Below are 25,296 nucleotides of genomic sequence, written 5' to 3'. Positions count from 1 at the left end.
ATACGGGCAGGAATGCTAGGCTGCGCCGGTCCAAGGAGGTTCCATGTCCGGTCACAACCAGTTCGCCCTGCTGCGCCAGCGCCGTTTCCTGCCGTTCTTCATCGTGCAGGGCTTGGGTGCCTTCAACGACAACGTGTACCGGCAGGCGATCATCGGCCTGCTGTTCTATCTGGGCGTGGCCGAGAGCGAGCGCACGCTCTACACCAACCTGGCGCCGGCGCTGTTCATCCTTCCCTACTTCCTGTTCTCCGCGCTGGCCGGGCAGATCGCGGAAAAGCTGGAGAAGTCGCGGCTGATCGTGATCACCACCACCATGGAGATCGTGATCATGTCGCTGGCTGCGGTGGGCTTTCTCACCGAGAGCCTGCCGGTATTGCTGGTGGCCCTGTTCTGCACGGGCCTGCAGTCCACCCTGTTCGGCCCGGTGAAGTACTCGGTGCTGCCCTCGGTGCTGCGTCCGGAAGAACTGACCGGTGGCAATGGCCTGGTCGAGATGGGCACGTCGATGTCGATCCTGACCGGCATGATCGTCGGCGGCCTGGTGTTCACCCTGGCAGGCACCCATGGCCCGATCGTGGCCGCCACCGCGGTCATCGCGCTGGCGATCTGCGGCAACCTGGCCGCGCGCTTGATCCCCAAGGTGGATGCCGGCGCCCCGGACCTGAAGATCAACTGGAACCCGATCCCCGAATCGCTGGCCGTGCTGCGCATGGCCAGGAAACAGAAGGCGGTACGCAACGCCATCCTCGGCGTGTCCTGGTTCTGGTTCGTCGGCACCATCCTGACCGCGCAGCTGCCGTCCTATGCGGTCACCAACCTCGGTGGCGAGCCCACCCTGTACATCTTCGCCCTGGCGCTGTTCTCGGTCGGCACCGGCGTCGGTTCGCTGCTGTGCGAGAAGCTGTCGGCGCGCACGGTGGAGATCGGCCTGGTGCCGCTGGGTGCGTTCGGCATGACCGCCTTCCTGCTGGACCTGTACTTCGCACGCGCCGGTGAGGCCACCGCGCAGGGCCTGTCGGTCACCCAGTTCGTGCACCAGGCCGGCAGCATCCGCATCATCATCGACCTGCTCGGCATCGGCCTGTTCACCGGCTTCTTCGTGGTGCCGCTGTTTGCGTTGATCCAGAGCCGCACGCCGAAATCGGAGATGTCGCGCGTATTCGCCGCGCTGAACATCCAGAACTCCGGCTTCATCGTCGCTGCGGCCGTACTCGGCCTGCTCACCCAGCGCCTGCTCGGCTGGACCATCCCGCAGCTGTTCCTGGCACTGGCCATCGCCAATGCCGTGGTGGCGATCTACATCTTCACCATCGTCCCCGAATTCCTGATGCGCTTCCTCAGCTGGGTGATGGTGCGCACGCTGTACCGGCTGCGCCCGCACGGCATCGAAGCGAACGTGCCCGATGAGGGCGCCGCGCTGCTGGTCTGCAACCACGTCAGCTACATGGACGCGCTGATCCTGTCGGCGACGATCCCGCGCCCGGTGCGCTTCGTCATGTACTACAGGATCTTCAACATCCCGGTCATGCGCTGGATCTTCCGCACCGCCAAGGCGATTCCGATCGCCGGTGCGCGCGAAGACCCTGCCCTGATGCAGCGCGCGTTCGATGAGGTCGATGCCGCACTCGCCGAGGGCGAACTGGTATGCATCTTCCCGGAAGGCGCACTGACCCGCGACGGCACGATGGCACCGTTCAAATCCGGCGTGGAGAAGATCCTTGAACGCCGCCCGGTACCGGTGGTGCCGATGGCCCTGCGCGGCATGTGGTCGAGCATGTGGAGCCGCCGCGATACCCGTCTGGGCCGCATGCGCGTGCCGCGCCGGTTCCGGGCGACAGTGGAGGTGGTTGCCGCCCCGGCGGTGGATGGCCATTCCACCGATGCCGCCGCCCTGGAAGCGCAGGTCCGCAGCCTGCGCGGCGACCTCGCCTGACGCAATCGTCCCCTTCCGGGGACGATGACGGGTCGCTGCATACGCCACCGTCCAGAGGCGATGCAAAGCCTGACGGGGCTGAAAACGCATACATGCGTCGTCGGTTGCGGTAGATTACGCACCCACAGGGGGGAGGTTCGGCCTGTCTACGACACGCCGACCGCCAAGGAATGGAGTCTTGCTTTGAATCAACCGCCACCGCTCAGCCGTCCGGTCTACATCCCCAACCATCTGGTCTGGGCGATCCTGACGACGCTGTTCTGCTGCCTGCCGTTGGGCGTGGTGTCGATCGTGTATGCCGCCCAGGTCGATGGTCGCAATGCGGCCGGTGACCTGCCGGGGGCCTATAGCGCGTCGCGCAAGGCGGGCTGGTGGGCGGTGGCTTCGGCCGCGGCCCTGCCGGTCCTGTTGCTGTTGTGGTTCGGGCTGTTCGGCGGCTTGGCCGCGCTGGGCGCTCTATCCGACCTTTGATTCACCACCACCACCCATCGAGGAGCTTGAACCATGAATACCACCACTGCGCAGGTCCCCAACAATCTGGTCTGGGCCATCCTGTCCACCCTGTTCTGCTGCCTGCCGGCCGGCATCGTGTCGATCGTCTACGCCGCCCAGGTCAACGGCAAGCTGGCTGCCGGCGACGTCGCCGGTGCCCGTGATTCGGCCGACAAGGCCAAGAAGTGGGCCATCTGGTCGGCCATCGCTGCCGTTGTGGTTGGCGTCCTGTACTTCATCATCATCATGGCCGTTGGCGGCCTGGGCGCCCTGAGCGGCGGCAACGGCAGCTACTGATGCCCGCGACGGGGTCCGGCCATGCGCCGGATCCCGCCCCCGCATGTCCGCACTTCCTGCTCGTTCCCGACTCACCCGCTGGGCTCCGCTGCTGGCCGCGTCCGGCCTGGCTGCGGGTGCCGCCGTGGTCCTGCGCCACGTCAATCCGTATGTCTCCGGCAATCCGCTGCCGGGCTGTCCGCTGTACGCACTGACCGGCTTCTACTGCCCCGGCTGCGGCAGCACGCGCTGCCTGTACTCACTGGTCCACTTCGACCTGCCCGGCGCGATGGCGATGAACCCATTGCTGGTCATCAGCCTGCCCTTCCTGTTCCTGATGCTGCTCAACACCGCCGGCGTACGCCCGCGCGTGCTTGATCCACTGATGCGGGTACTGGCCAGCCCCACGTTCTGGCTGTGGCTGCTGCCCGGCTATGCCGTGCTGCGCAACCTGCCGTGGGCACCGTTCACCGCCCTGGCTCCGGTGTAGTTTCCGGCCAACGGCGCAGCCCTCGTGGTGGGCGCCGTTTGAAGGCAGAAGCCCTGGGGTGGCCGGGCGGGATGGGTTTGCGGGGGACGCCGTGACTCCGTCCGTGGAAGCTTGGCCGCGGCATCCATGCCGCGGACACCCACGCAAACCCATCCCGCCCGGCCACGGACAATTTCCGTGCGCGTCCACCACGGAAAAGAAGGAGAAGATCAAAAGCCGAAGCGGGTCGCTCCGCTCGGCATCCACGCATGGCGTGGATCTACTGGCCGTCATCGGAAACTGTCGGGGTGGGGCGGTGTGGGGCTGCAGGACCGTTGGCGCCATGGATGGCGCCATCGAGCCCCCATGGATGGGTTAACGGCGTGTCCTGCAGCCCCACACCGCCCCACCAAACCCACGGAAATCCAGAGCCGCTGTTGCAGTTGCAGTTGCAGTTGCAGTTGCTTCCAGCGGGTGCAGGGCGGCAAGCCCTGCAGAAAGAACAACTAAGTCACCCAGCCCGCGATCACCAGCAGGGCCAGCACCGCCAGCCACAGCAGCAGCATCCGCCACACCAGGCTCATCGCATCCCGCAGGTCCGGCAACCGCTGCCACACCGGCAGCAGGCCGGCTTCGGTGTAATCGTGAGCGTCTTCGCGCAGCTCGGCATTGACGCTGGCACGCGCCACCGCACCCAGGAAACCAATGCCGCCGGCCAAGCGCCCACCATGCGCCTGGCGCCATGCTTTCCAGGCCGTGTCGAAGTTGCCGACCAGGGCCATCGAGAACGCCATCAACTGTGCCACCGGCCACTCGATCCAGCCCAGCAGCCGCTGTGCCAGCGCCAGCGGCTCCACCGGCACGCGCGCGCGCATCGGGCTTTCCGCCATCAGTGCCAGCAGGCGATAACCGAGAGCCCCCACCGGGCCCAGCAGCAGGAACCAGAACAGCACCGCGAACCAGCGCCGAAGGGCGTTGAGCACGGTCGCCTCGACCAGTGAAGGAACATCCTCGCGCAGGCTGCCACCGGCCGACTGCAGGTTGCGTACCGCCGCCTGCCGGGTCGGCGCATCGTCGGCATCGATGATCGCTTCGATGTCGCGGTCCAGATCGCGCGGGCCCCAGCACCAGGCCAGCACGGCCACGCCCAGCAGCAGCGCCGGAAGGCCGAACAGCACCCCGCGCAGCAGCCACGCGACCAGCGCCATCAGCAGCAGTGGCGGTACGATCGCCAGCGCCACGCCGGCGGCCCCCTGCCAGGCCCGACCACCGCGCGCGTCCAGCCAGCCCAGCCAACGCCGGAAGCCGTCGAAACGGCGCAGCGACGCGGCAGCGGCCGGGGCGACATGGCCAAGGGCCAGTGCCACCAACACGGCGACCAGGGTGGTGAACATGGCAGGTCTCCCTACGAGCGAGCGTTCGGCGTCGCTACCTTACCTGTCGCAGCGTCGCCGTCAGCGGTGAACCGTACTGTAACCGGCAGCGTGTTCAGGTGGCGGCAATGCTGGCGCCGCCGGATGCCGGTTGCTGGCGGTACCAATGCTCGATCAGGCCCCGCGAAATGGAAATCGGCGGTGACAGACGGATGCCTTCTCCATCGTCCTCGACGTCACGCGCGAGGGCCGCGCCAACGTCCTCGGCGCTGAACCAGCGCGCGTCTTCCAGCTCGCCATCCACGGTCGGCACGTCGTCGTGTGCCTGCGCGCGGAATCCGACCATCAAGGCGCCGGGGAACGGCCAGGGCTGCGAGCCAAGGTACTGGCAGGCGGTCACCCGCACCTTGCTCTCTTCGTGCACTTCGCGCGCTACGGTCTGCTCGAAGGTCTCGCCCGGCTCGACAAAGCCGGCCAGCACCGAATAGCGGCGCGGCGCCCAGTTGGACTGGCGGCCCAGCAACAGCCGGCCCTGGTTTTCCACCGCGACGATCACGGCCGGGTCGACGCGCGGATAGTGCTCGGTCGCGCACTGCGGGCAGCGGCCGACGAAGCCCCCCCGGGCGAAGGTCACGGCACCGCCGCAGACACCGCAGAAGCGGGTACGCGATTGCCAGTAGGACATGCCACGGGCGTAGCTGAAGGCGGTCGCATCGGCCACGGTCCACAGCAGCGCGGCCTGGCGCAGATCGAGCCGGCGTGGCGCGGTGACCGTCACGCTGGCCGCTTCCACCGAGAACCACGCCTGCTCGCCACGCAGGCCGAGGAAGATCGCAACACCTGGCCCGCCACCGACATCGGCGCCGGTCAACGCCAGCGGCTGGTCGTCGTCACCGGTGAAGGCGGTGCCGTCCTGGTCCAGGACAAGAATGCGCGCATCGGGCCACAGGCGCGCCAGAGCATCGGCATCTTCGCGCATGGCATCGGCGCGCTCCAACGGTTCACCCACGAAGGCAAAACCGGAAAGCGGCGAAGGAGAATTGAGCATCCAGCTAGCCTGCCGCCAATCACGGCAAGTGGCAAGCCGCAGACTGTGCAGAAACCCGCCTGTGGTTGCGGTAACGGTCATCCACGCATGGCGTGGATATGCCGAAGGCAGCGCGCGGGGTGCATGCCCCACGCCCTGCAATTACATGCTGAAACTGCTGCCGCAGCCGCAGGTGGTCTTGGCGTTCGGATTGCGGATCACGAACTGCGCACCGGTCAGGCTCTCGGTGTAATCCACTTCGGCACCCATCAGGTACTGCAGGCTGAGCGGATCGACCAGCAGGGTGACCCCGCTGGTCTGCACCGCCAGGTCATCGCCGGCACGGTTCTCGTCGAACTCGAACCCGTACTGGAAGCCCGAACAGCCGCCGCCCTCGATGTACACACGCAATGACAGGTCGGGGTTGCCCTCGTCCTGGATCAGTTCCTTGACCTTGGCCGCAGCGGCCTCGGTGAAGTTCAGCGGCCGATCCAGCGACTGGTAGTCGGGCGCGGCGGCCGGCGTGGCGCCGGGGAGGGAGACGAGCGTGTTCATGGGCTCAGCATGGGGGCGCCGGCGCTGGCTTTCAAGCCATCGCCTCGGCCAGCTTGCGGCGGGCGGCGGTGTCGCCCTTGCCGTCAGCGGACGCTTCGCCTTCCGGCGCCGGCAGGGCCTGCATCGGGGCGCTGGCATGGATCAGCCGGCCGTTCAGCTGGGCACCCGCATTCATTTCCACCACCTGGTAGTGAACATTGCCGTTGACCCGCGCACTCGGGGTCAGTTCGACCTTCTCGGTGGCATGGACATCGCCGTCCAGGCGGCCACTGATGACCACCACCTGGGCGCGGATCTCGCCTTCGATCACGCCATGCTCGGCGAGGGTCAGGGTCGCCGCGCTGGCGCCCTCCTGGGCAATCACCTTGCCCTGGATGCGACCTTCCACGTACAGGCCACCACTGAATTCCACATCGCCACGGATCACCACCTGGTTGCCGATCAGGGCATCCACCACCAGTTGGCCGTCACGGCTGGATTTGCTGCTTCCGAACATCTGCCTACTCCCCTTTGCTGGCCGGTGCGCCGGCCTGTTTCCAGTCGAATACCTGCGTGGTGCCCCCCGCACCACTCCCCAATGTCACCTTCACCCGTTGCGGGGTGAAGTCAGCCGGCAGCATCACGCTGCCGGTGAGCTGCTGGAAGTACCGGAACGAGTAATCCTGTCCCGGCACCTTGCTGCGCTGGTGCAGCTCGTCCCAGCTGATGGTGGCCAGCTTGCCGTTCTTCACGCCTTCCACCGTGAAACGCATCTGCCCTTGGCTGATCGCTCCGCGGTTGAGGTTCTGGGTCAGCACCACGCTGTACTGCCAGGTGCCGGCCGATTCCGGGCTGAATTCAATCGAATGGGTGTTCAGGCCCTTGCGCTGGCTGGTCGAGCCCACCAGGCGTTCGTAGAAGGCGACGTCAGCGCGCAGGCCGGCGATCTCTTCATCACGCTCGGCCAGCGAAGACTGCACTTCATTGTTGGCGGCGCGGCTGATGCGGTCCGACGCTTCCAGCGTGGCCTGCTTCTGGCGCAGTTCGGTCAGCTGCGTCTGCAGCGTATCGGCGCGCTTCTCGGCAGCCTGCACGCGCTGGCCCTGTTCACCGCGCGGCGTGCCCAGCCAGCAGCCACCCAGCACCGCAAGCACCAGGCTCAGCAGCCAGATGCCGGCGATCACCAGCAGGCGACGGCGGTCGGCGGGTGGTTGCGCGGCACCGGGAAGGCGGACCTGCACGCGCATGGGAGGGCGGTTGTTCATGGGTAGTCTCCGTGGCAGCGCCGAAGCGCCGCCAGTACGGCCCCTGGGGCAAACGACGGGCTAGTGTATGACAGGAACGGCAGGTTTCCCCGGTGCCGGCCGGTACCGGGCGGTGGCATTCAGCCACTCCATGGTCGATAGTGTGGCACCCCGCACAGTTCCGCCGCCGGAGCCCGCCATGACCGAAGCCCACCTGTTCGTGATCGGCATCCTGCTGGCCTGGCTGGCCGGCATCCGCGTCTACCTCACCGTATTCGGCGTCGGCATCGCCGGCCTGCTCGGCTGGGTCGACCTGCCACCGGCGCTGCAGGCCACCGAGTCGTGGTGGGTGTTGGGCACGTCGGCGGCGCTGGCCATTGCCGAATTCTTCGCCGACAAGATTCCCGGCGTGGATTCAGCCTGGGACCTGGTGCAGACCCTGGCGCGCGTGCCCGCTGGTGCTTTCCTGGCGGCAGCGACACTGTCGCCCGATGGCAACCTGGGCACCGGTGCACTGGTCGCCGGCGCGGGCGTTGCGCTGGCCAGCCATGGCCTGAAGGCCGGCACCCGCGCCCTGCTCAATACCTCACCGGAACCGGCCAGCAACTGGGTCGCCTCTGCGGCCGAAGATACGGTGGTGATCGGCGGCTTGGCGCTCGCGCTGGCGCATCCATGGATCGCGCTGGTGGTGGTGCTGGCCTGCAGCCTGGCCGGCGCATTGCTGGTCTGGCTGGTCTGGCGCACCCTGTGGAAAAGCGTGCGCTGGTTGGCACGTGGCGGCAGCCACGACGGACAACGGCAACCGCGTACCGGTTGATCGGCAGGCTTGTCGCATAATGGCCGCGAACACCAGGAGCATCGATGGCCGCAAACGAATCCGCCGCGGGCCCCCGCCCGGGACGCGCTGAAACCCCTCCGGCCGATCATTGGCAACGTTGGGCCGCCCCCTTGGCCGCGGCAACGCCTGCCGAAGGAGTACCGGCGGTGTCAGAGGCACCCGCCCTGTCGGTGCCCGGCGACGGCGCCCGACTGGCGGCTCCGCCCCCCCTGCCCTCCACCGCGGCACTGCCCGAGGCGGGCAACAGTGACATCCCGCCTGTCGATGCCGACTCGCCCTACCGCGTGCTGATCGTCGAAGACGATCGTGCCCAGGCGCTGTTCGCACAGAGCGTGCTGCATGGCGCCGGCATGCAGGCGATCGTGCTCGGCGATGCCGATGGCGTGCAGCAGGCCATCCGCGAGCAACGCCCTGACCTGATCCTGATGGATCTGCACCTGCCCGGGCTGGATGGCATGCGGTTGACCGCGATGATCCGCCAGCAGCCCGGCATGCAGCTGCTGCCGATCGTCTTCCTCAGCGGCGACCCGGATCCGGAGCGCCAGTTCGAAGTGCTCGACTGCGGTGCCGACGATTACCTGAGCAAGCCGATCCGGCCGCGCCACCTGATTGCCGCGGTGGCCAACCGTATCCGCCGCGCACGCGCGCAGGCAGCAACCCTGCCCGGTGCCAACGGTGCTCCGGCCACCAGCAACCCGGAAACCGGGCTGCCCACGCGCCACCATGTGCTGCAGCAACTCAACGCGACGCTGGCCCAGCACGAACGCGGTGGCGTGTTCTTCGTGGAAATCTCCAGCGCGCTGGGCCTGCGCGAACGCTATGGCTATGCGGCCTTCGAGCGGCTGATGGTGCAGGCCGGGCAACGCCTTGCCGAGGCTGGCCATCCGCACCTGCTGGCGCGCCTGAACGACAACAGCTTCCTGCTGCTGGCGCGCAACGCCGATGAGGACAGCCTGGAAGCGATCGCCGGCACCCTGCGTGAGCAGCTGTCCGCGCGCGCCTTCGTGATCCGCGACGACGAGTCGGTACACCTGCGTGGCGTGGTCGGCTACGCGCCGCTGTCGCCGGGTTTCGACGATGCCAGCAGCGCCCTGGAAGCGATCGAACGTACCACCCTGCAGGCACGCCTGCTCAGCGCCGGCGTGGCCGGCCACGTGCATCGCCAGGTCACGACCGAGCAGGAGCACCTGGCGTTGCTGGAGGGCCAGCTCGAGCTCGCTTACCAGCCGATCGTCGCCGTCGCCGGCGGCAGCAGCGCGCAGTACCAGTTGCTGCTGCGCCTGCGCCGGACCGATGGCAGCGTACTGACCGCCGGCCAGGTGATTCCGGCAGCCGAGGCGGCCGGCCGCATCGCCGACCTCGACCAGCAGGTGCTGGAGCATGCGATGGGTCTGCTCGACCTGTATCGCCACGCCACCCAGCCGCTGAACCTGTTCGTCTCGCAGTCGCTGCGCACCCTGCAGCGCGATGCCTTCGCCGACTGGCTGCTGGAGTCACTGCAGCAACGCCGCCTGCCCGGCAGCGCGCTGGTGATCGACGTGCGCCTGCCCGATGCACTGATCCACACCGTGCCGTTGCAGCAGTTCTGCCAGCGCATGGCCAGCGTCGGCGTGCGCTTCTGCCTGAGCCAGTTCGAACCGGGCAGCGAAGCCCTGGCCCTGCTTACCCAGTTGCCCCTGTCGTTCGTGCGCATGGCCGCACGCTTTTCCAGCAGCCACTCCAACCCCGATACGCGCGAAGAACTGCGCCGATCGATCGAGCAGGCGCATGCAGCCGGCCTGCAGATCATCGGCCAGCAGATCGAGGACCCGCAGGCAGCGGCCGCGATGTGGGTCGGCGGTGTCGATTACATCCAGGGCAACATGGTGCAGTCAGCCGGCAGCGACCTGAACTTCGACTTCCACAACGCGGTGCTCTGAGTGTCACCGACGGTCGCGCTGTTGGCGGTGCTGGCGCTGGCCATCGTCGCCCTGCTGGTACTGGGCCTGCGATTGCGTTCGCGCAATCGCGCGCTGACGGCACTGCAGCGCGAACGCATCACCCTGACCAGCGAACGCGACCAGCTGCGGCGCACCACCGAGCGCCAGGGCCAGCTGGAACATCAGCTGCTGCAGGCCAAGCAGGCAGCAGAAGCAGCCGTGCTGGCCAAGGGCGAATTCCTGGCCACCATGAGCCATGAAATCCGCACGCCGCTCAACGGCATCCTGCCGATGCTGGAGCTGATTGCCCGCGGCCCGCTGGGCGAAGACCAGCGGCAGATGCTGGCCACCGCCTCGGCCAGCTCGCAGCAGCTGCTGCGCATCGTCGATGACATCCTCGACTACTCGCGCCTGGAAGCCCAGGCGCTGGAGCTGGAGATCACCAGCTTCAACCTGCGCGAACTGCTCGATGGCGTGGTGCAGTTGCTGCAGCGCGCCGCCGAAGCCAAGGGCCTGACGCTGAGCCTGCAACTGGATCCGGCCGTGCGCCTGCCGGTACGCGGCGACCCGGTGCGCCTGCGCCAGGTCCTGGGCAACCTGCTGGCCAATGCCATCAAGTTCACCGCACGCGGCCAGGTGCAGTTGCGCGTGCAGCGGCTGGGCGAAGGACCCGCCCAGCACCAGCTGCGTTTCGAAGTGATCGACACTGGCATCGGCATCGATGAGGCCCTGCAGGCGCGGCTGTTCCAGTCCTTCAGCCAGGCCGACGCGTCCACCACCCGCATCTACGGTGGCACCGGCCTGGGCCTGGCCATCTGCAAGCGCATCACCGACCTGATGCATGGCGACATCGGCGTGCATTCCACCCCAGGCCAGGGCGCAACCTTCTGGTTTGAAATACCGCTGCTGAAGGTTCCCGGCGACCTGCCGGCGCTCGCCCGCTCACCGGCAGCGCTGCTGCTGTACACCGCCGATGCGCAGCTGCAGCCACGCGTAGAGCGCATCGCCGCGCACCACGGCCTGCAGGTGCAGCCGCTGGCCAGCATTGATGAGGCAATGGAACGCCTGCGCGCAGCACCACGCCCGGGCCAGAGCACACCGGCATGGCTGCTGGTCGACGCGCGCCACCGCCGCAATGGCGAGGCGGCCCTGCAGCGCACCTTGGCCGAGCGCGGTGCCGACGACGCACTGCAGGTGCTGTGGCTGCAGGACGACCCGGTTGCAGCACGGCCGCGCCAGCAGCAGCTGCACAGCGCATTCAACGATGCCGACCTGCACGCCCTGCTGGCGCAGCCAACAGCCACTGCACGTCCGGCAGCGCTGCTTGCCAACGCCGAAGGCGCCAGTCCGGCCGCCGCGCTGCCGCCACTGGATCTGCATGTGCTGCTGGTCGAAGACAACACGGTCAACCGGATGGTGGCCGAGCACCTGCTGCGGGTCTTCCAGTGTCGCGTGCGCAATGCCGCCGACGGCGAGCAGGCCCTCGCACTGCTGCGCGAAGGTGGAATCGACGTGGTGCTGATGGATTGCCAGATGCCGGTGCTCGACGGCTACAGCGCGACACAGCGCTGGCGCAGGGAGGAAGCCGAAGCGGGGCGCACGCGGTTGCCGATCATCGCGATGACCGCCAACGCCATGGCCGGTGATCGCGAACGCTGCCTGCAGGCGGGCATGGACGACTACCTGTCCAAGCCGATCACCCGTGAAGCACTGCATGCGTTGCTGCAGCGTTGGGGGCAGGTCTGCGTGGATCGCGGACATGCACCGCTGCCGCACCCCGTTCAACCTGCCGCAACCCCGAGCGTGCCCGACGGCGAAAGACTGGACGATGAACGAACGCGCGCGACCCCGGTTCCACAGCCGGTGCTTGATCGCAGCGTGCTGGATGAACTGCAGGCGGTGATCGGCGATGCCGCCGCGCAGATCGTAACGGTGTTCCTGGAAGACGCACCGCAGCTGGTGCAGCAGCTGCAGCAGGCGGCGCAGGGCAACGACGTCGAACGCCTGCAGGCGCTGTCGCACAGCCTGAAATCCTCCAGCGCCAACGTCGGCGCGCTGTCGCTGTCAGCGGTGGCGCGGCGGATCGAACACGAAGCCCGCAGTGGCAGCCTGCAGCGCCCCGCCGTGGCAGTGGCGCTGCTGGTGGCGGAGTTCGCCCGCGCGCGCGTGGCGCTGACCGGCTACCTCGCCGGCCAGGCCCGTTGAGTCACTCTTCGAGCTTGCTCAGCAGGTACTTCGGCTCACCGATGCGCTCGATCAGCTCCAGCTGGGTTTCCAGCCAGTCGATGTGTTCTTCCTCGGAATCGAGGATCTTCACGAACAGCTGGCGGCTGACGTAGTCGCCGACCGAATCGGCATAGGCCACGGCCTCGCGCAGGGTGACCACGCCATCGCGTTCCAGCGACAGATCGCACTGCAGGATCTCGGTCGGGTTCTCACCGATGCGCAGCTTGCCCAGCGCCTGGAAATTCGGCAGGCCTTCAAGGAACAGGATGCGATCGGCGAGCATGTCGGCATGCTTCATTTCCTCGATCGATTCCTTGTACTCGTGTTCGGCCAGTTCCTTGATGCCCCAGTTCTTGAGCATCTTGGCGTGCAGGAAGTACTGGTTGATCGCGGTCAGCTCGTTGTAGAGGACCTTGTTGAGGAATTCGATGACCTTGGTGTCGCCCTTCATGGGGATGCTCCTGCACGCTGAAATCGCGGGCACTGTAACGCCTTGCGCCTGCGCGTGAAGGAACGCGAATCGTGTGCATTGGCTACTGCGGCCAGCAATGAAGACCAGGAGCGTGCGGCGTCAACGCGCCGCGAAACGACTCAAGCGACCTGCGCCAGACCCAGTACCGGCAACGGAAGATCGTGGGTGGCACGCGCCTTGGCCAGCAGCTCGCCGGCCATGTCCAGGCAGGAGCCGCAGGTGGCGCCGCATCCGGTGCGCATGGTCAGCTCGGCCACCGACGTGACGCCATGGCTGGCGGCTTCGCGGATCTGGTGGTCGGTAACACCGTTGCAGATGCAGACGTACACGGGCGGGAACCAGGGCAGCAGGCCAGTAGCGGCCTGGTCGCTATTCCAATGGAAACGAGAATGGTTGTCAATCAGCGACCTGAACCATTCTCGATAAGGTTCAGCCTCCGGTCCAACCGGCCCGCCGTAGGGCGGCTACAGACACAACAGCGCCAGCACCGGCGTGCCAAGGAAGACGATCAGCCAGCAGCGCTCGCCGCCTGCTGCCCTCCGCCGAATCAGGTAGTCCGCCAGGAACAGGGCGCCGGCACCGGTGGCCAGGGCCAGGGCCACCCCCAGCGCAAGCGGCATCCATGCGGTGTCGGCGAGGACCACCACGCACAACAGCAGCCAGGGCAGGCTTGCCAGGCGGACAGCCAGTTGCTGCCGGAAATACCCGGCAGGGGGGCGTTGTGACGGCTCGCCCCGCGCTTTGCGCAGCTTCCCCGTCAAACGGCCCCCGGTTCACCCTTCGCCTTGCGCGGCCAGTATCCGCCGCGCTTGGGCGTGCGCTTCCTGGGCCTGTCGTGGCCGGCCGCGTGGCCTGGCATCCAGGCCTCGGCAGCGCTCTTGGGCATGGCACTGATGCCCTGCCCCGCCACCCCCTGGGCCAACGGCGCCAGATGTCGCAGCGCGCGCGCGTAGACGCCGCGCTTGAACACCACCACATGCTCCACCGGGTACCAGAAGTCGACCCAGCGCCAATGATCGAACTCGGGCGAGTCGGTATGGTCCAGGCTGACGTGGGCCTCATCACCGGTCAGGCGCAGCAGGAACCAGACCTGCTTCTGGCCGATGCAGACCTGGCGTTCATTGCGGCGGATGGCACGCGCCGGCAGCTTGTAACGCAGCCAGCCCGGTGTCGCCCCAAGCACTTCAACGTGCTCCGGCAACAGCCCGGTCTCTTCCTGCAGTTCACGATACATGGCCTCGACAGGCGTCTCGTCGGTGTTCATGCCACCCTGCGGGAACTGCCAGCCATCCCGGCGCACACGTCGTGCCCAGAACACCTGCCCGTCCTGCCGCATCAGCACGATGCCGACGTTCGGTCGATAGCCGTCCGGATCGATCACGATGCGGACTCCTAAGAAAATCTACTGGTTGGGACTATCCCATGCCGTCTGTCGGGCCACAAGCACGATACAAAGGTGTTGACAGCCCTTGTACACATCAGCAGAATAGCGGGCTCACCAAGGCTATGTAGCTCAGCCGGTTAGAGCACAGCACTCATAATGCTGGGGTCGGTGGTTCGAGTCCACCCATAGCCACCACGTTGAAGTTGTTTTTCAACGTGAAAAGTGAGAAAATAGTTACACGCGACATTGCCCCGTCGCCAAGCGGTAAGGCACCTGACTCTGACTCAGGCATTCGGTGGTTCGAATCCATCCGGGGCAGCCAAACAAAAAAGAAAAAAGCCTGATCGAAAGATCAGGCTTTTTTCTTTTTTGTTTGGTCACGCATCCCACCTTATCCCCGCGCCTGTCGGCGCGCCCCCTTGAACAACAAGGGGACTCTCCTCCAGACAGAGACCGGGGTCGGGCATACGGACCATGGGTAGTGCCGGCCGCTGGCCGGCAACCTTGAAATGCGGAGCCCCAGAACGACAAAAGCCCGGCCGAAGCCGGGCTTTTGCTTTTCCATCCAGCGGGCTCCCGAAGGAGCCCAACCAGGCGCGGTAAATCAGCGCTTGGAGAACTGGGTGGCGCGGCGGGCCTTGTGCAGACCGACCTTCTTACGTTCGACTTCGCGGGCGTCGCGGGTCATGAAGCCAGCCTTGCGCAGCTCGGACTTCAGGGTCTCGTCGTACTCGACCAGAGCACGGGCGATGCCCAGACGGATCGCACCGGCCTGGCCGGTGGTGCCGCCGCCAGCGGCGGTGACCAGGATGTCGAAGCTCTCGGTGTTCTTGGTCAGCTCGAGCGGCTGGCGCACGATCATGCGAGCGGTCTCACGGCCGAAGAACTCGTCCAGCGGACGGCCATTGACGGTGATGTTGCCCGAACCCTTGCGCAGGAACACGCGAGCGGTGGAGGACTTGCGGCGGCCAGTGCCGTAGTTTTGAGTGATAGCCATGATTAGATATCCAGAACCTGCGGCTGCTGTGCGGCGTGCGGATGCTCAGTGCCGGCGTAGACCTTGAGCTTGCGGTACATCTGGCGACCCAGCGTGCCCTTCGGCAGCATGCCCTTGACGGCGGTCTCGATCACGCGCTCCGGGTGGCGCTCAAGCGCCTGGGCGAGGGATTCGGTCTTCAGGTTGCCGATGTAACCGGTGAAACGGTGATACATCTTGTCCTGCAGCTTCTTGCCGGTGACGACAATCTTTTCTGCATTGATGACGACCAGGTAGTCGCCGGTATCAACGTGCGGGGTGTAGACCGGCTTGTGCTTGCCACGCAGACGGCGGGCCAGCTCGGTGCAGAGACGGCCCAGGGTCTTGCCCTCGGCGTCGACGAGGTACCAGTCGCGCTGGACGGTCTCGTTCTTGGCAGTGAAAGTGCTCATGAAGAACTCTTGGTTAGGTCGGGCTCATTGCGGCGAAGGACTCGCCGGAACTCTGCCACGCGTTGTGAAAGGTGGAGCGTAAGGGGCGGCATTGTACGCAGCTTGGCTGGCGGGTGCAAGCCGGCGCCCGCCCCGGGTTGGCAGGGGACCGGGGCCGGGCGAGAATCGGGCTTCCCCCGCTCCACGCCGTGCCGCCATGACCGTGCTTCGCCAGACCACCCCGCTGGACCACCTGCTGACCGAGGCGCAGCGCGCCCTGGACACGGTGTTCGGCAACCCGCCGGCCAGCCGCCCCTATCCGGCCACGGACACCGGCGAGCCCGGCATGGACAGCGCCCAGCGTCGCCACGCGGCCGGGCTGATGCGCATCAACCATGTCGGTGAGGTCTGCGCCCAGGGCCTGTACTTCGGCCAGGCCGCGGTGGCACGCGACCCGGCGACCCGCGAACATCTGCTGGAAGCGGCCCAGGAAGAGACCGATCACCTGGCCTGGTGCGCCACCCGCCTGGGCGAGCTGGACAGCCGCCCGAGCCTGTTCAATCCGCTCTGGTACGCCGGCAGCTACACCATCGGCACCCTGGCCGGGCTGCGCGGCGACGGCTGGAACCTGGGCTTCGTGGTCGAGACCGAGCGCCAGGTGGAAGCCCATCTGGACGAACACCTGGTCGACCTGCCGGCCGGCGACCTGCGCAGCCGCGCGGTCATCCGGGTGATGAAGGAAGACGAGGCCCGGCATGCCGAGCATGCCGAACAGGCCGGCGCACGCCGCCTGCCGTTCCCGATCCCGGGCGCGATGGCGCTGGCCTCCAGGGTGATGAAGACCATTGCCTACCGCATTTGAAAGGGCAACCCCCACCAACGGTGGGGGCCTACCAAACCACACGGTGGGGCCCGACCGTTGGTCGGGCCGCCCTTCAATTCGGTGACACCAGCTTCAGGCCGATCACACCGGCCACGATCAGGCCCACGCAGGCCAGGCGCGCCGGCGAGGCGCTGTCGTTGAACAGGTAGATGCCCAGCACCGTCACGCCCATGGCGCCGATGCCGGTCCAGATCGCATAGGCCGTGCCGACCGGAATGTTCTTCATCGCCTGGCTCATCAGGTACAGGCTGATCAGGGCCGACACCACCGTCAGGGCGGTCGGCACGGGTTTGCTGAAACCTTCGGAGTACTTCATTCCAAGGGCGAATCCGATCTCGAACAGACCGGCCAGCAGCAGGTAGATCCAGGGCATGGGTGGGGGGCTCCTTACCTTTTTGGGAAAAACGAAACGGCCCGGTGTTTTCACACCGGGCCGTAAGTCGGTACATCGCCGTGGAACTGAAGATTGCGCCAAGCGCAGGTTCCACGGGGCGGGGCGTCCCGCCTGGGTGGCGATGCCTGCCGGCATCGCACATGGGTCACTCAGCCAGGTTGCGGCCGTGGAACAGCTCTTCGATCTCACGACGCAGCAGCGCTTCGATCTTCATGCGTTCCTTGAACGAGATGTTCTTGGCCTTCTCCTCGAACAGGTACTGGTCCAGGTCGAAGTCCTTCAGGTGCATCTTCGTGTGGAAGATGTTTTCCTGGTAGACGTTGACGTCGAACATCTCGTAACGCGACTTGATGTTCTTGGCCAGGAAGTTCTGGATCGAGTTGATCTTGTGATCGATGTAGTGCTTCTTGCCCTTCACATCACGCGTGAAGCCACGGACACGGTAGTCCATGATCACGATGTCCGATTCCAGGCTTTCGATCAGGTAGTTCAGTGCCTTCAACGGCGAAATGACGCCGCAGGTAGCCACGTCGATATCGGCGCGGAAGGTGGCAATGCCTTCCTGCGGGTGCGTTTCCGGATAGGTGTGCACGGTGATGTGCGACTTGTCCATGTGCGCGACCACGGCATCGGAAATCAACTCCTTGCCGGCCTGTTTCTTGTCGATCACCGGCTCTTCGGAGATCAGGATCGTCACCGAGGCACCCTGCGGATCGTAATCCTGGCGCGCCACGTTGAGGATGTTGGCGCCGATGATCTCAGCGACATCGGTCAAGATTTGAGTCAGCCTGTCGGCGTTGTACTCTTCATCGATGTATTCAATGTAACGCTGACGCTCCTCTTCGGTGCGCGCGTAACACACGTCATAGATGTTGAAGCTCAGCGCCTTGGTGAGGTTGTTGAAACCCTGCAACCTCAGGCGAGGCAACGGCTTGACCACGGCGGTCGATTCCTGTGTAAGAAGGGAAAGGGGGAATTATGCGGCATAAGTGTCTCCAGGGGGAACGTGAAGACGCTCAGCTTCTGGCACACTGTTTGCCCTTAACAATTGCGCTGGTTAAGCTCCGCTATCGACCCCGTGAATCCGTTCATGCGCAGAGGGAGCGCCCCTATCGTGTCAACCGTGCGCCTAGCTAGCAGCCCATTGGCCTTGGACATCGCCACAATCGACCGCTTCCTGGCACACAGCCACCGGCGGCGCTATCCCACCCGTACCGACGTCTTCCGACCTGGTGACCCGGCGGGAACCCTGTATTACGTCATCAGCGGTTCGGTTTCGATCATGGCCGAGGAGGAAGAGGACCGTGAGCTGGTGCTGGGCTATTTCGGCGCCGGAGAGTTCGTCGGCGAGATGGGCCTGTTCGTGGAGTCGGACCGCCGCGAGGTGATCCTGCGCACCCGCACCGCCTGTGAGCTGGCCGAAATCAGCTACGAGCGCCTGCATCAGCTGTTCCTCGGCCCGCTGTCGGCCGATGCCCCGCGCCTGCTGTATGCGCTGGGCCAGCAGATCTCCAAGCGCCTGCTGGACACCAGCCGCAAGGCCAGCCGCCTGGCGTTCCTGGATGTCACTGACCGTATCGTGCGCACCCTGCACGATCTGGCGCAGGAGCCGGAGTCGATGAGTCATCCGCAGGGCAGCCAGCTGCGCGTCTCACGCCAGGAACTGGCCCGCCTGGTCGGCTGCTCGCGCGAAATGGCCGGCCGGGTGCTGAAGAAGCTGCAGACCGACGGCCTGCTGCATGCCCGCGGCAAGACCGTGGTGCTGTACGGCACCCGTTGACCACCTGGTGTCCGCCGGGCATGGCCCGGCGCTGCCACAAGACCTGCGCCGGTAGCGCCGGGCCATGCCCGGCGGATGGCCGTACGTGCGACGTACCATCGCATGTCCCGCACACCCGCTTCCGCTAGGCTCGGTCCATGGAACTGAGCAGCGAATTCTGGTGGTTCATCCTCATCGGCCTTGGCGCACAGCTGGTCGATGGTGCACTGGGCATGGCGTTCGGGCTTGTTTCTTCCTCGGTGCTGCTCAGCATGGGGCTGCCTCCTGCACAGGTCAGCGCCAGCGTCCATACCGCTGAAGTGTTCACCACCGGCGCCTCCGGCGTGTCGCATCTGGTCGCTGGAAATGTCGACAGACGACTGTTCTTCCGCCTCGCCCTGCCCGGCGCCCTGGGCGGTGCACTCGGCGCGTACGTCCTGACACAGGTCCCTGGCGACCTGATCCGCCCGCTGATCTACCTGTACCTGCTGGTGCTGGCCATCATCATCCTGGCCCGCGCAGCCGGCCGCTGGATGCCCAAGGGCGAGATCCGCCGGGTGCCGGTGCTGGGATTCTTCGCTGGCCTGCTCGATGCCAGCGGCGGCGGCGGCTGGGGCCCGGTGGCCACCTCCACCCTGCTCGCCCGCGGTGGCCAGGCCAGGACCACGATCGGCACCGTCAACGCGGCCGAGTTCGTGGTCACCTTGACCATTTCTGCCACGTTCCTGCTGTCGATGGGAGTGCAGCACCTGCAGATCGTCGCCGGCCTGTTGATCGGCGGCATGATGGCCGCGCCGGTGGCGGCGGTGCTGGTGAAGCGGGTGAAGGAACGCTGGGTGCTGGTCGCGGTGGGCGTGCTGGTACTGGGCATCAGCCTGTTCCAGGTGGGCCATGCGCTGTTCGGGTACCTGCACCGCTGACCGCCCGCCGGGCGTGGCCCGGCGCTATCCGCGAGGGATCCGGTAGTGCCGGCCGCTGGCCGGCAACCCCATGAACTCCGGAAACGCGTGCCAGGTTGCCGGCCAGCGGCCGGCACTACCGGGTCCCTGCCCGGCGGGCAGGCGGGGTTGATTACGCCTTGTCGCCGCCACGGTCCACGCAGCCCCAGTTGAGGATGCGGGTGCCGGCCGGCAGCACGCGGCGGAAGAATTCCACCTTGGCCGGCTTCGGGTTGACCACCACCGGCGCTTTCGCCGCCAGCAGCAGCGGGAGATCGGCGGTGCTGTCGGAATAGGCGATGTCGATGTCGCCGTAGCCGCGCTCGCGCAGCATTCGCATCTTCTCTTCGTTGTGGCAGTGGCGGGTCGGCCCCACCCCGCCCAGACGCGGCCCCACTTCGGTGCCGATCACCGGCACGTCCTGGTGAGCGACAAAGGCCAGGATCGCGCGGGCCAGCTCCGGCGGCGCACCGGTGGCCACCACCACGCGGTCGCCCTTGGCACGATGCGCGGCGAACACCTCCAGCGCCTGCGGCAACAGCTTGGCGCGCATCTGCGCCTCGTTGCGCAGCACGTAGGCGTCGATCACCTTGTTGAACTCACGCGCGCGGTGCAGCCCGAAACTGCCGATCCAGACATAGACCGAGATACCGGCACGGCGGGTCGGCAGCATCGCCACCATCGGCCCGGCGATCGGGGTGACCAGCAGCGCCGCCAGCATCCGCAGCGGGTTGCGCTTGATCAGCGAGGCGAACAGGTGGGTGCCCGAATCGCCGTCATACAGGGTGTGGTCGAAGTCGAAGACCACCAGCGGCGCATCCTCGCGCGGCGTTGGATAGTGCGTTTTCATGCTGCGAAGAATAGCTGACGCAGACCCTCGCCCGGCTCTTCCACGCGCATGAAGGCCTCGCCGACCAGGAACGCATGGATGCCGGCATCGCGCATCAACGCCACGTCCTGCGGGCCGAGAATGCCACTCTCGGTAACCAGCAGGCGGTCGCGTGGCACGGCCAGGCGCATGTCCAGCGTGGTCTGCAGCGACACCTCGAAGGTGCGCAGGTTGCGGTTGTTGATGCCGATCATCGGCGCCGGCACCTGCAGCGCACGCTCCAGTTCGTCGATGTCATGCACTTCCACCAGCACGTCCATGCCCAGCGACATCGCCAGTTCGGACAGCGTGGCCAGCTGCGTATCGTCCAGCGCGGCGACGATCAACAGGATGCAGTCGGCGCCGAGCACTCGGGCCTCGACCACCTGATAGGCGTCGATCACGAAGTCCTTGCGCAGCACCGGAAGCGTGCAGGCGTCGCGGGCCTGCTGCAGGTAGACGTCGGCCCCCTGGAAGAAATCCACGTCGGTCAGCACCGACAGGCAGCTGGCGCCGCCGAACTCATAGCTGACCGCGATGTCGGCCGGGCGGAAGTCCGGGCGGATCACGCCCTTGGACGGGCTGGCCTTCTTCACCTCGGCAATCACCGCCGGATCGCCATTGGCTACCGCGGCCTGCAGCGCGCGCACGAAACCGCGCACCGGTGGCGCATCGGCCAGCGCGGCCTGCAGCTCCTCAAGCGGCCGCTGGGCGCGGCGCTGGGCTACTTCTTCGGCCTTGCGGGCCAGGATCGTCTGCAGGATATCGCTCATCGTCGTCGGGTCGGTGCTGGGGCGGTGAGGACGACCATTATCGGCCATCGGGTGGGTCAGGCTGAACCGCGCGCTCAGGCAACCAGCGCGCGGGTGGTATCGACATACTGCTGCAGGCGGGCACGGGCGCTGCCGTCGGCGATGACCGCGCGGGCACGGGCCAGGCCGTCGCCGATATCGCTGGCTACACCCGCCACGTACAACGCTGCGCCCGCATTCAGGGCGACGATGTCCAGCGCCGGACCCGGCTCGTTGTCGAGCACCGCGCGCAGCATGGCAATGGATTGCTCCGGGCCGTCCACGCGCAGGTTGCGGCTGGCCGACATGGCGATGCCGAAGTCTTCCGGATGGATCTCGTACTCGCGCACCTTGCCGTCGCGCAGCTCACCCACCAGGGTGCCGGCGCCCAGCGAGATCTCGTCCATGTTGTCGCGGCCCCAGACCACCATGGCGCGCTCGGTACCCAGCTCGCGCAGCACGCGCGCCTGGATGCCCACCAGGTCGGGATGGAACACGCCCATCAGCACCGACGGTGCGCTGGCCGGGTTGGTCAGCGGCCCGAGGATGTTGAAGATGGTGCGCACGCCCATCTCGCGACGCACCGGCGCCACCACCTTCATCGACGGATGGTGGATCGGCGCGAACATGAAACCGATGCCGGTCTGTTCGATGGCCGCCGCCACCTGCGCCGGCTGCAGCTCGATCGCTGCGCCCAATGCCTCGACCGCATCGGCACTGCCGGACTTGGACGACACGCTGCGGTTGCCATGCTTGGCCACGCGCGCGCCGGCGGCAGCAGCAACGAACATCGCGCAGGTGGAGATGTTGAAGGTATGCGAGCCATCGCCACCGGTGCCGACGATGTCGACCAGGTGGGTGGTATCGGCAACCGGCACGGCCAGCGCGAATTCGCGCATCACCGTCGCCGCGGCGGCGATCTCGTCGATGGTTTCCTTCTTCACGCGCAGGCCGGTGAGGATGGCGGCGGTCATCATCGGCGAGACATCGCCGCGCATGATCTGCCGCATCAGGTCGACCATTTCGTCGAAGAAGATCTCGCGGTGTTCGATGGTGCGTTGCAGGGCTTCCTGGGGGGAGAAGCTCATCGGAATACTCCTTGGATCAGGCAGCCGGGCGCTGCAGGAAATTGCGCAGCAGCGCGTGACCATGCTCGGTGAGGATCGATTCGGGATGGAACTGCACGCCCTCCACCGGGAACTGGCGGTGGCGCAGGCCCATGATCTCTTCGATCGAGCCATCCTCGTTTTCGGTCCACGCGGTCACTTCCAGCGCGTCGGGCAGGCTGTTCTTGTCCACCACCAGCGAGTGGTAGCGGGTGGCCTGGTAACCGTCCGGCAGGCCGGCGAACACGCCCTTGCCTTCATGGCGGATCGGCGAGGTCTTGCCGTGCATGATGTTGCCGGCACGGATGACCGTGCCGCCGTAGACCTGGCCGATACCCTGGTGGCCCAGGCACACGCCGAGGATCGGCGTGGTCGGGCCCAGGCGCCGGATCAGCTCCAGCGACACGCCCGCTTCATTGGGCGTGCACGGGCCGGGCGAAATGACGATGCGTTCGGGCTTCTGCGCGGCGATCTCGTCCACGCTCATCGCATCGTTGCGCACCACCTTCACTTCGGCACCCAGCGTCTGCAGGTACTGCACGAGGTTGTAGGTGAAGCTGTCGTAGTTGTCGATCATCCACAACATGGTCAGGTTCCGTCGCTTATCAGGAAAATGGCGTACACGTTTTCGGTGTAGGTGATGGGGCCGGCTTCGATGGATTCGGGCAGGCGCGAGCCCGTGGTCTCGATGCTGTTCATCGGCGCCTCGGGCGAGGGCGGCGAAGGCGGCGTCACCAGATCGCCGCTGCTGGGCCAGCTGCCTGCCTGGATGCCGTAGGCGAAGTTCGGCGCCACATCGGAAATGCTGTACAGACCGCGCAGCTGGGTGCCGTAGGCCTTGGCCAGGCCCTGCGCGGACTCGCGGGTCTTGGCTGCGGCCTCGCCCTTGAGTTCACGGCGCAGCGCCACCTCGCCCGAGTACGTCGGTGCCAGGCTGCTGACCTGTACGTTTTCATTGGCCTTCAGCGCACCCAGCACATCCTGCATCGCCTTCACGCTGGCGAAGCTGGCGCGCAGCTGGCGCGACACGCGGGTACCGATGAAGACCTGACGGTTCTGCTCATAGCGCGTGGCGGGGCCGATGCGCAGGTTGTCTGCGCGCACGCTGCCGTCCACCGCTTTGTGCTGCTTGAACAGCGCCAGCACGCGGGCGACGTTGTCCTGCACGCGGCGGCGCGCCGCATCGGCGTCCATGTCGGTTTCTTCGATGTTCAACTGCAGGCCGAACCGGTCCGGCATCACCGTGCGGGTGCCATGCCCCTTCACCAGCAGGTGCGGCTGCGAGGGAATGGTGTTTGCCTGCGCCCAGGCAGACGGGGCCATCGTGGCCAGCAACGACGACCACAGCAATGCGCTCAGCAGCTTCATGCGGTACTCCTTGTCTTGAATGGAAACAGCGAGGGGTGCTGCGGCGCAGGCCACAGCACGGGGAAACTCACAGGCCCTTGGCGGCCTGGGCGACGGCACGGAACAGCGCGCGGCCCTTGTTCATCGTCTCGTCCCACTCCTTGTCCGGGTCCGAGTCGTAGACGATGCCGGCGCCGGCCTGCACGTACAGGCGGCCGTCCTTGATCACGGCGGTGCGGATCGCGATCGCGGTATCGGCATCGCCGTGCCAGCCGATGTAGCCGATGCTGCCGGCGTAGACATTGCGCTTGATCGGTTCCAGTTCGCGGATCACTTCCAGCGCGCGGATCTTCGGCGCACCGCTGACCGTACCGGCCGGGAAGGTGGCACGCAGCACGTCGGCGTAGCTCAGGCCCGGCTGCAGCTGCCCGGTCACTTCGCTGACGATGTGCATGACGTGGCTGTAGCGTTCGATCACGAACTGCTCGCCCACTGCCACGGTACCGGCTTTGGACACGCGGCCGGCGTCGTTGCGGCCCAGGTCGATCAGCATCAGGTGCTCGGCGCGTTCCTTCGGATCGGCCAGCAGCTCGGCCTCCAGCGCCTGGTCCAGTTCCGGCGTGGCGCCGCGCGGGCGGGTGCCGGCGATCGGGCGCACGGTCACTTCACCGTCCTGCAGGCGCACCAGGATTTCCGGCGACGAGCCGACCACCTGCAGGTCGCCGACATCGAGGAAATACATGTACGGCGACGGGTTCAGTGCCCGCAGCGCGCGGTACACATCCACCGGCCGTGCCTTGAACGGCACGCTCAGGCGCTGGCTGAGCACCACCTGGAAGATGTCGCCGGCACGGATGTACTCCTTGCTGCGCTGGACGGCATCGACGAAGCCTTCGCGGGTGAAGCCGGAGATGAAATCGGACTCGTCCAGCACGTCGCTGGTGAGCGGTGCGGGATAGCCCGCGCCCGGCGCACGCAGCTTGGCGGTCAGCGCATCCAGGCGGGTCTGGGCCTGCTCGAACGCACCCGCGAGGCGGGGGTCGGCGTGCACGATCAGGTACAGCCGGCCCTTCAGGTTGTCGAACACAGCCAGCTCATCGGAGTGCAGCAGCAGGATGTCCGGCGTGCCCAGTTCGTCGCGGCCGGCCGGCGATGCCAGGCGCGGCTCGATGTAGCCGATGCACTCGAACCCGAACCAGCCGACCAGGCCACCGGTGAAGCCCGGCAGGCCTTCCAGCTTCGGCACCGAGTGGGCACTGCGCAGCGCCTCGACCTCGGCAAACGGATCGGCCACCTCGCGGGTTTCCACCACCTGGCCGTCCTCGCGCACCGTCAGGGTGTGGCCGTGGAAGGCGTACACGCGACGTGCCGGCAGGCCGATGATCGAGTAACGACCAAAGCGCTCGCCGCCTTCGACGGATTCAAACAGGTAGGTATTGGGGCCGTCGGCGAGCTTCAGATAGACCGAAAGCGGCGTGTCCAGGTCGGACAGCACTTCGCGGACAACGGGAATATGGGTGTGGCCTTCAGCGGCCTGCTGCTGAAACTGAGCGTGCGAGATCAAGACGACTTTCCTTCCGGGACACAGCGTTATGGGGACGGACGACGGCAACAGG

General features: G+C 66.6%; 29 protein-coding genes and 2 tRNA genes. 12 read left to right on the top strand and 19 right to left on the bottom strand.

What is annotated here, in order from left to right:
* Positions 1-43 precede the first annotated feature (43 nt).
* The 4 genes from K5K93_RS14545 to K5K93_RS14530 all read left to right on the top strand — a co-directional run bounded on the left by K5K93_RS14545 (position 44) and on the right by K5K93_RS14530 (position 3,191).
* Positions 44-1,933, top strand: a complete 1,890-nt coding sequence (locus tag K5K93_RS14545) for an MFS transporter (protein WP_222388255.1) — start codon at positions 44-46, stop codon at positions 1,931-1,933.
* Between the two features lie 183 nt (positions 1,934-2,116).
* A complete protein-coding gene (locus tag K5K93_RS14540; protein ID WP_025874636.1) occupies positions 2,117-2,404 on the top strand; it encodes a CD225/dispanin family protein in 288 nt (95 codons plus the stop codon).
* 33 nt (positions 2,405-2,437) lie between these two features.
* Positions 2,438-2,722, top strand: a complete 285-nt coding sequence (locus tag K5K93_RS14535; protein ID WP_025874635.1) for a CD225/dispanin family protein — start codon at positions 2,438-2,440, stop codon at positions 2,720-2,722.
* Between the two features lie 43 nt (positions 2,723-2,765).
* A complete protein-coding gene (locus K5K93_RS14530; protein WP_025874634.1) occupies positions 2,766-3,191 on the top strand; it encodes a DUF2752 domain-containing protein in 426 nt (141 codons plus the stop codon).
* Between the two features lie 485 nt (positions 3,192-3,676).
* On the opposite strand, the gene ampE is transcribed toward K5K93_RS14530, so the two are convergent.
* The 5 genes from ampE to K5K93_RS14505 all read right to left on the bottom strand — a co-directional run bounded on the left by ampE (position 3,677) and on the right by K5K93_RS14505 (position 7,369).
* Positions 3,677-4,564, bottom strand: a complete 888-nt coding sequence (gene ampE, locus K5K93_RS14525) for a regulatory signaling modulator protein AmpE (protein ID WP_222388254.1) — start codon at positions 4,562-4,564, stop codon at positions 3,677-3,679.
* Positions 4,565-4,658: 94 nt separating this feature from the next.
* A complete protein-coding gene (nudC, locus tag K5K93_RS14520) occupies positions 4,659-5,591 on the bottom strand; it encodes an NAD(+) diphosphatase (RefSeq protein WP_222388253.1) in 933 nt (310 codons plus the stop codon).
* Positions 5,592-5,732: 141 nt separating this feature from the next.
* A complete protein-coding gene (gene erpA / locus K5K93_RS14515) occupies positions 5,733-6,125 on the bottom strand; it encodes an iron-sulfur cluster insertion protein ErpA (RefSeq protein ID WP_025874631.1) in 393 nt (130 codons plus the stop codon).
* Positions 6,126-6,156: 31 nt separating this feature from the next.
* The gene (locus K5K93_RS14510) at positions 6,157-6,621 is read right to left on the bottom strand and encodes a polymer-forming cytoskeletal protein (protein ID WP_222388252.1); all 465 of its coding nucleotides are present in this window, start codon (positions 6,619-6,621) and stop codon (positions 6,157-6,159) included.
* Between the two features lie 4 nt (positions 6,622-6,625).
* Positions 6,626-7,369 (bottom strand): DUF6776 family protein, encoded by a 744-nt coding sequence (locus K5K93_RS14505; RefSeq protein WP_025874629.1) that lies wholly within the window; start codon positions 7,367-7,369, stop codon positions 6,626-6,628.
* Between the two features lie 178 nt (positions 7,370-7,547).
* On the opposite strand from K5K93_RS14505, the gene K5K93_RS14500 reads away from it, so the two are divergent.
* Genes K5K93_RS14500 through K5K93_RS14490 form a run of 3 tightly spaced genes read left to right on the top strand, consistent with a single transcriptional unit; the run spans position 7,548 to position 12,310 of the window.
* A complete protein-coding gene (locus tag K5K93_RS14500) occupies positions 7,548-8,165 on the top strand; it encodes a DUF4126 domain-containing protein (protein WP_093818182.1) in 618 nt (205 codons plus the stop codon).
* Between the two features lie 44 nt (positions 8,166-8,209).
* Entirely contained in the window at positions 8,210-10,105 is a 1,896-nt protein-coding gene (locus K5K93_RS14495; protein ID WP_093818183.1) for an EAL domain-containing protein, read from the top strand.
* Positions 10,106-12,310 (top strand): ATP-binding protein, encoded by a 2,205-nt coding sequence (locus K5K93_RS14490; RefSeq protein ID WP_222388251.1) that lies wholly within the window; start codon positions 10,106-10,108, stop codon positions 12,308-12,310. It abuts the gene before it with no gap.
* 1 nt (position 12,311) lies between these two features.
* Here K5K93_RS14490 and bfr read toward each other — a convergent pair whose 3' ends face one another.
* The 4 genes from bfr to K5K93_RS14470 all read right to left on the bottom strand — a co-directional run bounded on the left by bfr (position 12,312) and on the right by K5K93_RS14470 (position 14,184).
* Positions 12,312-12,782 (bottom strand): bacterioferritin, encoded by a 471-nt coding sequence (gene bfr / locus K5K93_RS14485; RefSeq protein WP_025874625.1) that lies wholly within the window; start codon positions 12,780-12,782, stop codon positions 12,312-12,314.
* 140 nt (positions 12,783-12,922) lie between these two features.
* Entirely contained in the window at positions 12,923-13,132 is a 210-nt protein-coding gene (locus K5K93_RS14480; RefSeq protein ID WP_032951724.1) for a bacterioferritin-associated ferredoxin, read from the bottom strand.
* Positions 13,133-13,267: 135 nt separating this feature from the next.
* Complete coding sequence (locus K5K93_RS14475; RefSeq protein WP_261311857.1) at positions 13,268-13,564, bottom strand: hypothetical protein; 297 nt, start codon at positions 13,562-13,564, stop codon at positions 13,268-13,270.
* Positions 13,561-14,184, bottom strand: a complete 624-nt coding sequence (locus K5K93_RS14470; protein ID WP_049466578.1) for an RNA pyrophosphohydrolase — start codon at positions 14,182-14,184, stop codon at positions 13,561-13,563. Before K5K93_RS14470 ends, K5K93_RS14475 begins: the two co-directional genes overlap by 4 nt.
* A 121-nt stretch (positions 14,185-14,305) precedes the next feature.
* On the opposite strand from K5K93_RS14470, the gene K5K93_RS14465 reads away from it, so the two are divergent.
* Positions 14,306-14,382 (top strand) — tRNA-Met (locus K5K93_RS14465).
* 52 nt (positions 14,383-14,434) lie between these two features.
* Positions 14,435-14,509, top strand: a tRNA-Gln gene (locus K5K93_RS14460).
* A gap of 282 nt (positions 14,510-14,791) precedes the next feature.
* Here the strand turns inward: K5K93_RS14460 and rpsI are convergent.
* Both rpsI and rplM read right to left on the bottom strand, forming a co-directional pair.
* The gene (gene rpsI / locus K5K93_RS14455) at positions 14,792-15,184 is read right to left on the bottom strand and encodes a 30S ribosomal protein S9 (RefSeq protein ID WP_005411311.1); all 393 of its coding nucleotides are present in this window, start codon (positions 15,182-15,184) and stop codon (positions 14,792-14,794) included.
* Positions 15,185-15,186: 2 nt separating this feature from the next.
* Positions 15,187-15,615, bottom strand: a complete 429-nt coding sequence (rplM, locus tag K5K93_RS14450; RefSeq protein WP_025874623.1) for a 50S ribosomal protein L13 — start codon at positions 15,613-15,615, stop codon at positions 15,187-15,189.
* Between the two features lie 196 nt (positions 15,616-15,811).
* Between rplM and coq7 the strand changes: the two genes are divergently transcribed.
* A complete protein-coding gene (gene coq7 / locus K5K93_RS14445; RefSeq protein ID WP_033832396.1) occupies positions 15,812-16,456 on the top strand; it encodes a 2-polyprenyl-3-methyl-6-methoxy-1,4-benzoquinone monooxygenase in 645 nt (214 codons plus the stop codon).
* Positions 16,457-16,529: 73 nt separating this feature from the next.
* On the opposite strand, the gene sugE is transcribed toward coq7, so the two are convergent.
* Positions 16,530-16,850, bottom strand: a complete 321-nt coding sequence (sugE, locus tag K5K93_RS14440; protein ID WP_025874621.1) for a quaternary ammonium compound efflux SMR transporter SugE — start codon at positions 16,848-16,850, stop codon at positions 16,530-16,532.
* Between the two features lie 166 nt (positions 16,851-17,016).
* A complete protein-coding gene (speD, locus tag K5K93_RS14435) occupies positions 17,017-17,811 on the bottom strand; it encodes an adenosylmethionine decarboxylase (RefSeq protein ID WP_025874620.1) in 795 nt (264 codons plus the stop codon).
* A gap of 150 nt (positions 17,812-17,961) precedes the next feature.
* Between speD and crp the strand changes: the two genes are divergently transcribed.
* Both crp and K5K93_RS14425 read left to right on the top strand, forming a co-directional pair.
* Positions 17,962-18,651, top strand: a complete 690-nt coding sequence (crp, locus tag K5K93_RS14430) for a cAMP-activated global transcriptional regulator CRP (protein ID WP_025874619.1) — start codon at positions 17,962-17,964, stop codon at positions 18,649-18,651.
* A gap of 137 nt (positions 18,652-18,788) precedes the next feature.
* Positions 18,789-19,550, top strand: coding sequence for a sulfite exporter TauE/SafE family protein (locus tag K5K93_RS14425; protein WP_093818185.1), 762 nt, complete (start codon positions 18,789-18,791; stop codon positions 19,548-19,550).
* A gap of 151 nt (positions 19,551-19,701) precedes the next feature.
* Here K5K93_RS14425 and K5K93_RS14420 read toward each other — a convergent pair whose 3' ends face one another.
* The 6 genes from K5K93_RS14420 to trpE all read right to left on the bottom strand — a co-directional run bounded on the left by K5K93_RS14420 (position 19,702) and on the right by trpE (position 25,244).
* Positions 19,702-20,418, bottom strand: a complete 717-nt coding sequence (locus tag K5K93_RS14420) for a haloacid dehalogenase-like hydrolase (protein ID WP_025874617.1) — start codon at positions 20,416-20,418, stop codon at positions 19,702-19,704.
* Positions 20,415-21,209 carry an indole-3-glycerol phosphate synthase TrpC gene (gene trpC / locus K5K93_RS14415; protein ID WP_025874616.1) on the bottom strand — a complete coding sequence of 265 codons (795 nt, stop codon included), beginning with the start codon at positions 21,207-21,209 and terminating at the stop codon, positions 20,415-20,417. Before trpC ends, K5K93_RS14420 begins: the two co-directional genes overlap by 4 nt.
* Positions 21,210-21,283: 74 nt before the next feature.
* Positions 21,284-22,315, bottom strand: a complete 1,032-nt coding sequence (gene trpD / locus K5K93_RS14410) for an anthranilate phosphoribosyltransferase (protein WP_025874615.1) — start codon at positions 22,313-22,315, stop codon at positions 21,284-21,286.
* A 16-nt stretch (positions 22,316-22,331) separates the two neighbouring features.
* A complete protein-coding gene (locus K5K93_RS14405) occupies positions 22,332-22,919 on the bottom strand; it encodes an aminodeoxychorismate/anthranilate synthase component II (RefSeq protein WP_025874614.1) in 588 nt (195 codons plus the stop codon).
* A 2-nt stretch (positions 22,920-22,921) separates the two neighbouring features.
* A complete protein-coding gene (locus K5K93_RS14400; RefSeq protein WP_222388250.1) occupies positions 22,922-23,701 on the bottom strand; it encodes an SIMPL domain-containing protein in 780 nt (259 codons plus the stop codon).
* A gap of 67 nt (positions 23,702-23,768) precedes the next feature.
* A complete protein-coding gene (gene trpE, locus K5K93_RS14395) occupies positions 23,769-25,244 on the bottom strand; it encodes an anthranilate synthase component I (protein WP_222388249.1) in 1,476 nt (491 codons plus the stop codon).
* Positions 25,245-25,296 lie beyond the last annotated feature (52 nt).

This window comes from Stenotrophomonas sp. DR822, from assembly GCF_019793815.1.
In the GTDB taxonomy this organism is placed as follows: Bacteria; Pseudomonadota; Gammaproteobacteria; order Xanthomonadales; family Xanthomonadaceae; genus Stenotrophomonas; species Stenotrophomonas indicatrix.
The sequence above is the reverse complement of the archived record's forward strand: the minus strand, read 5'-3'. Positions and strand labels throughout refer to the sequence as shown.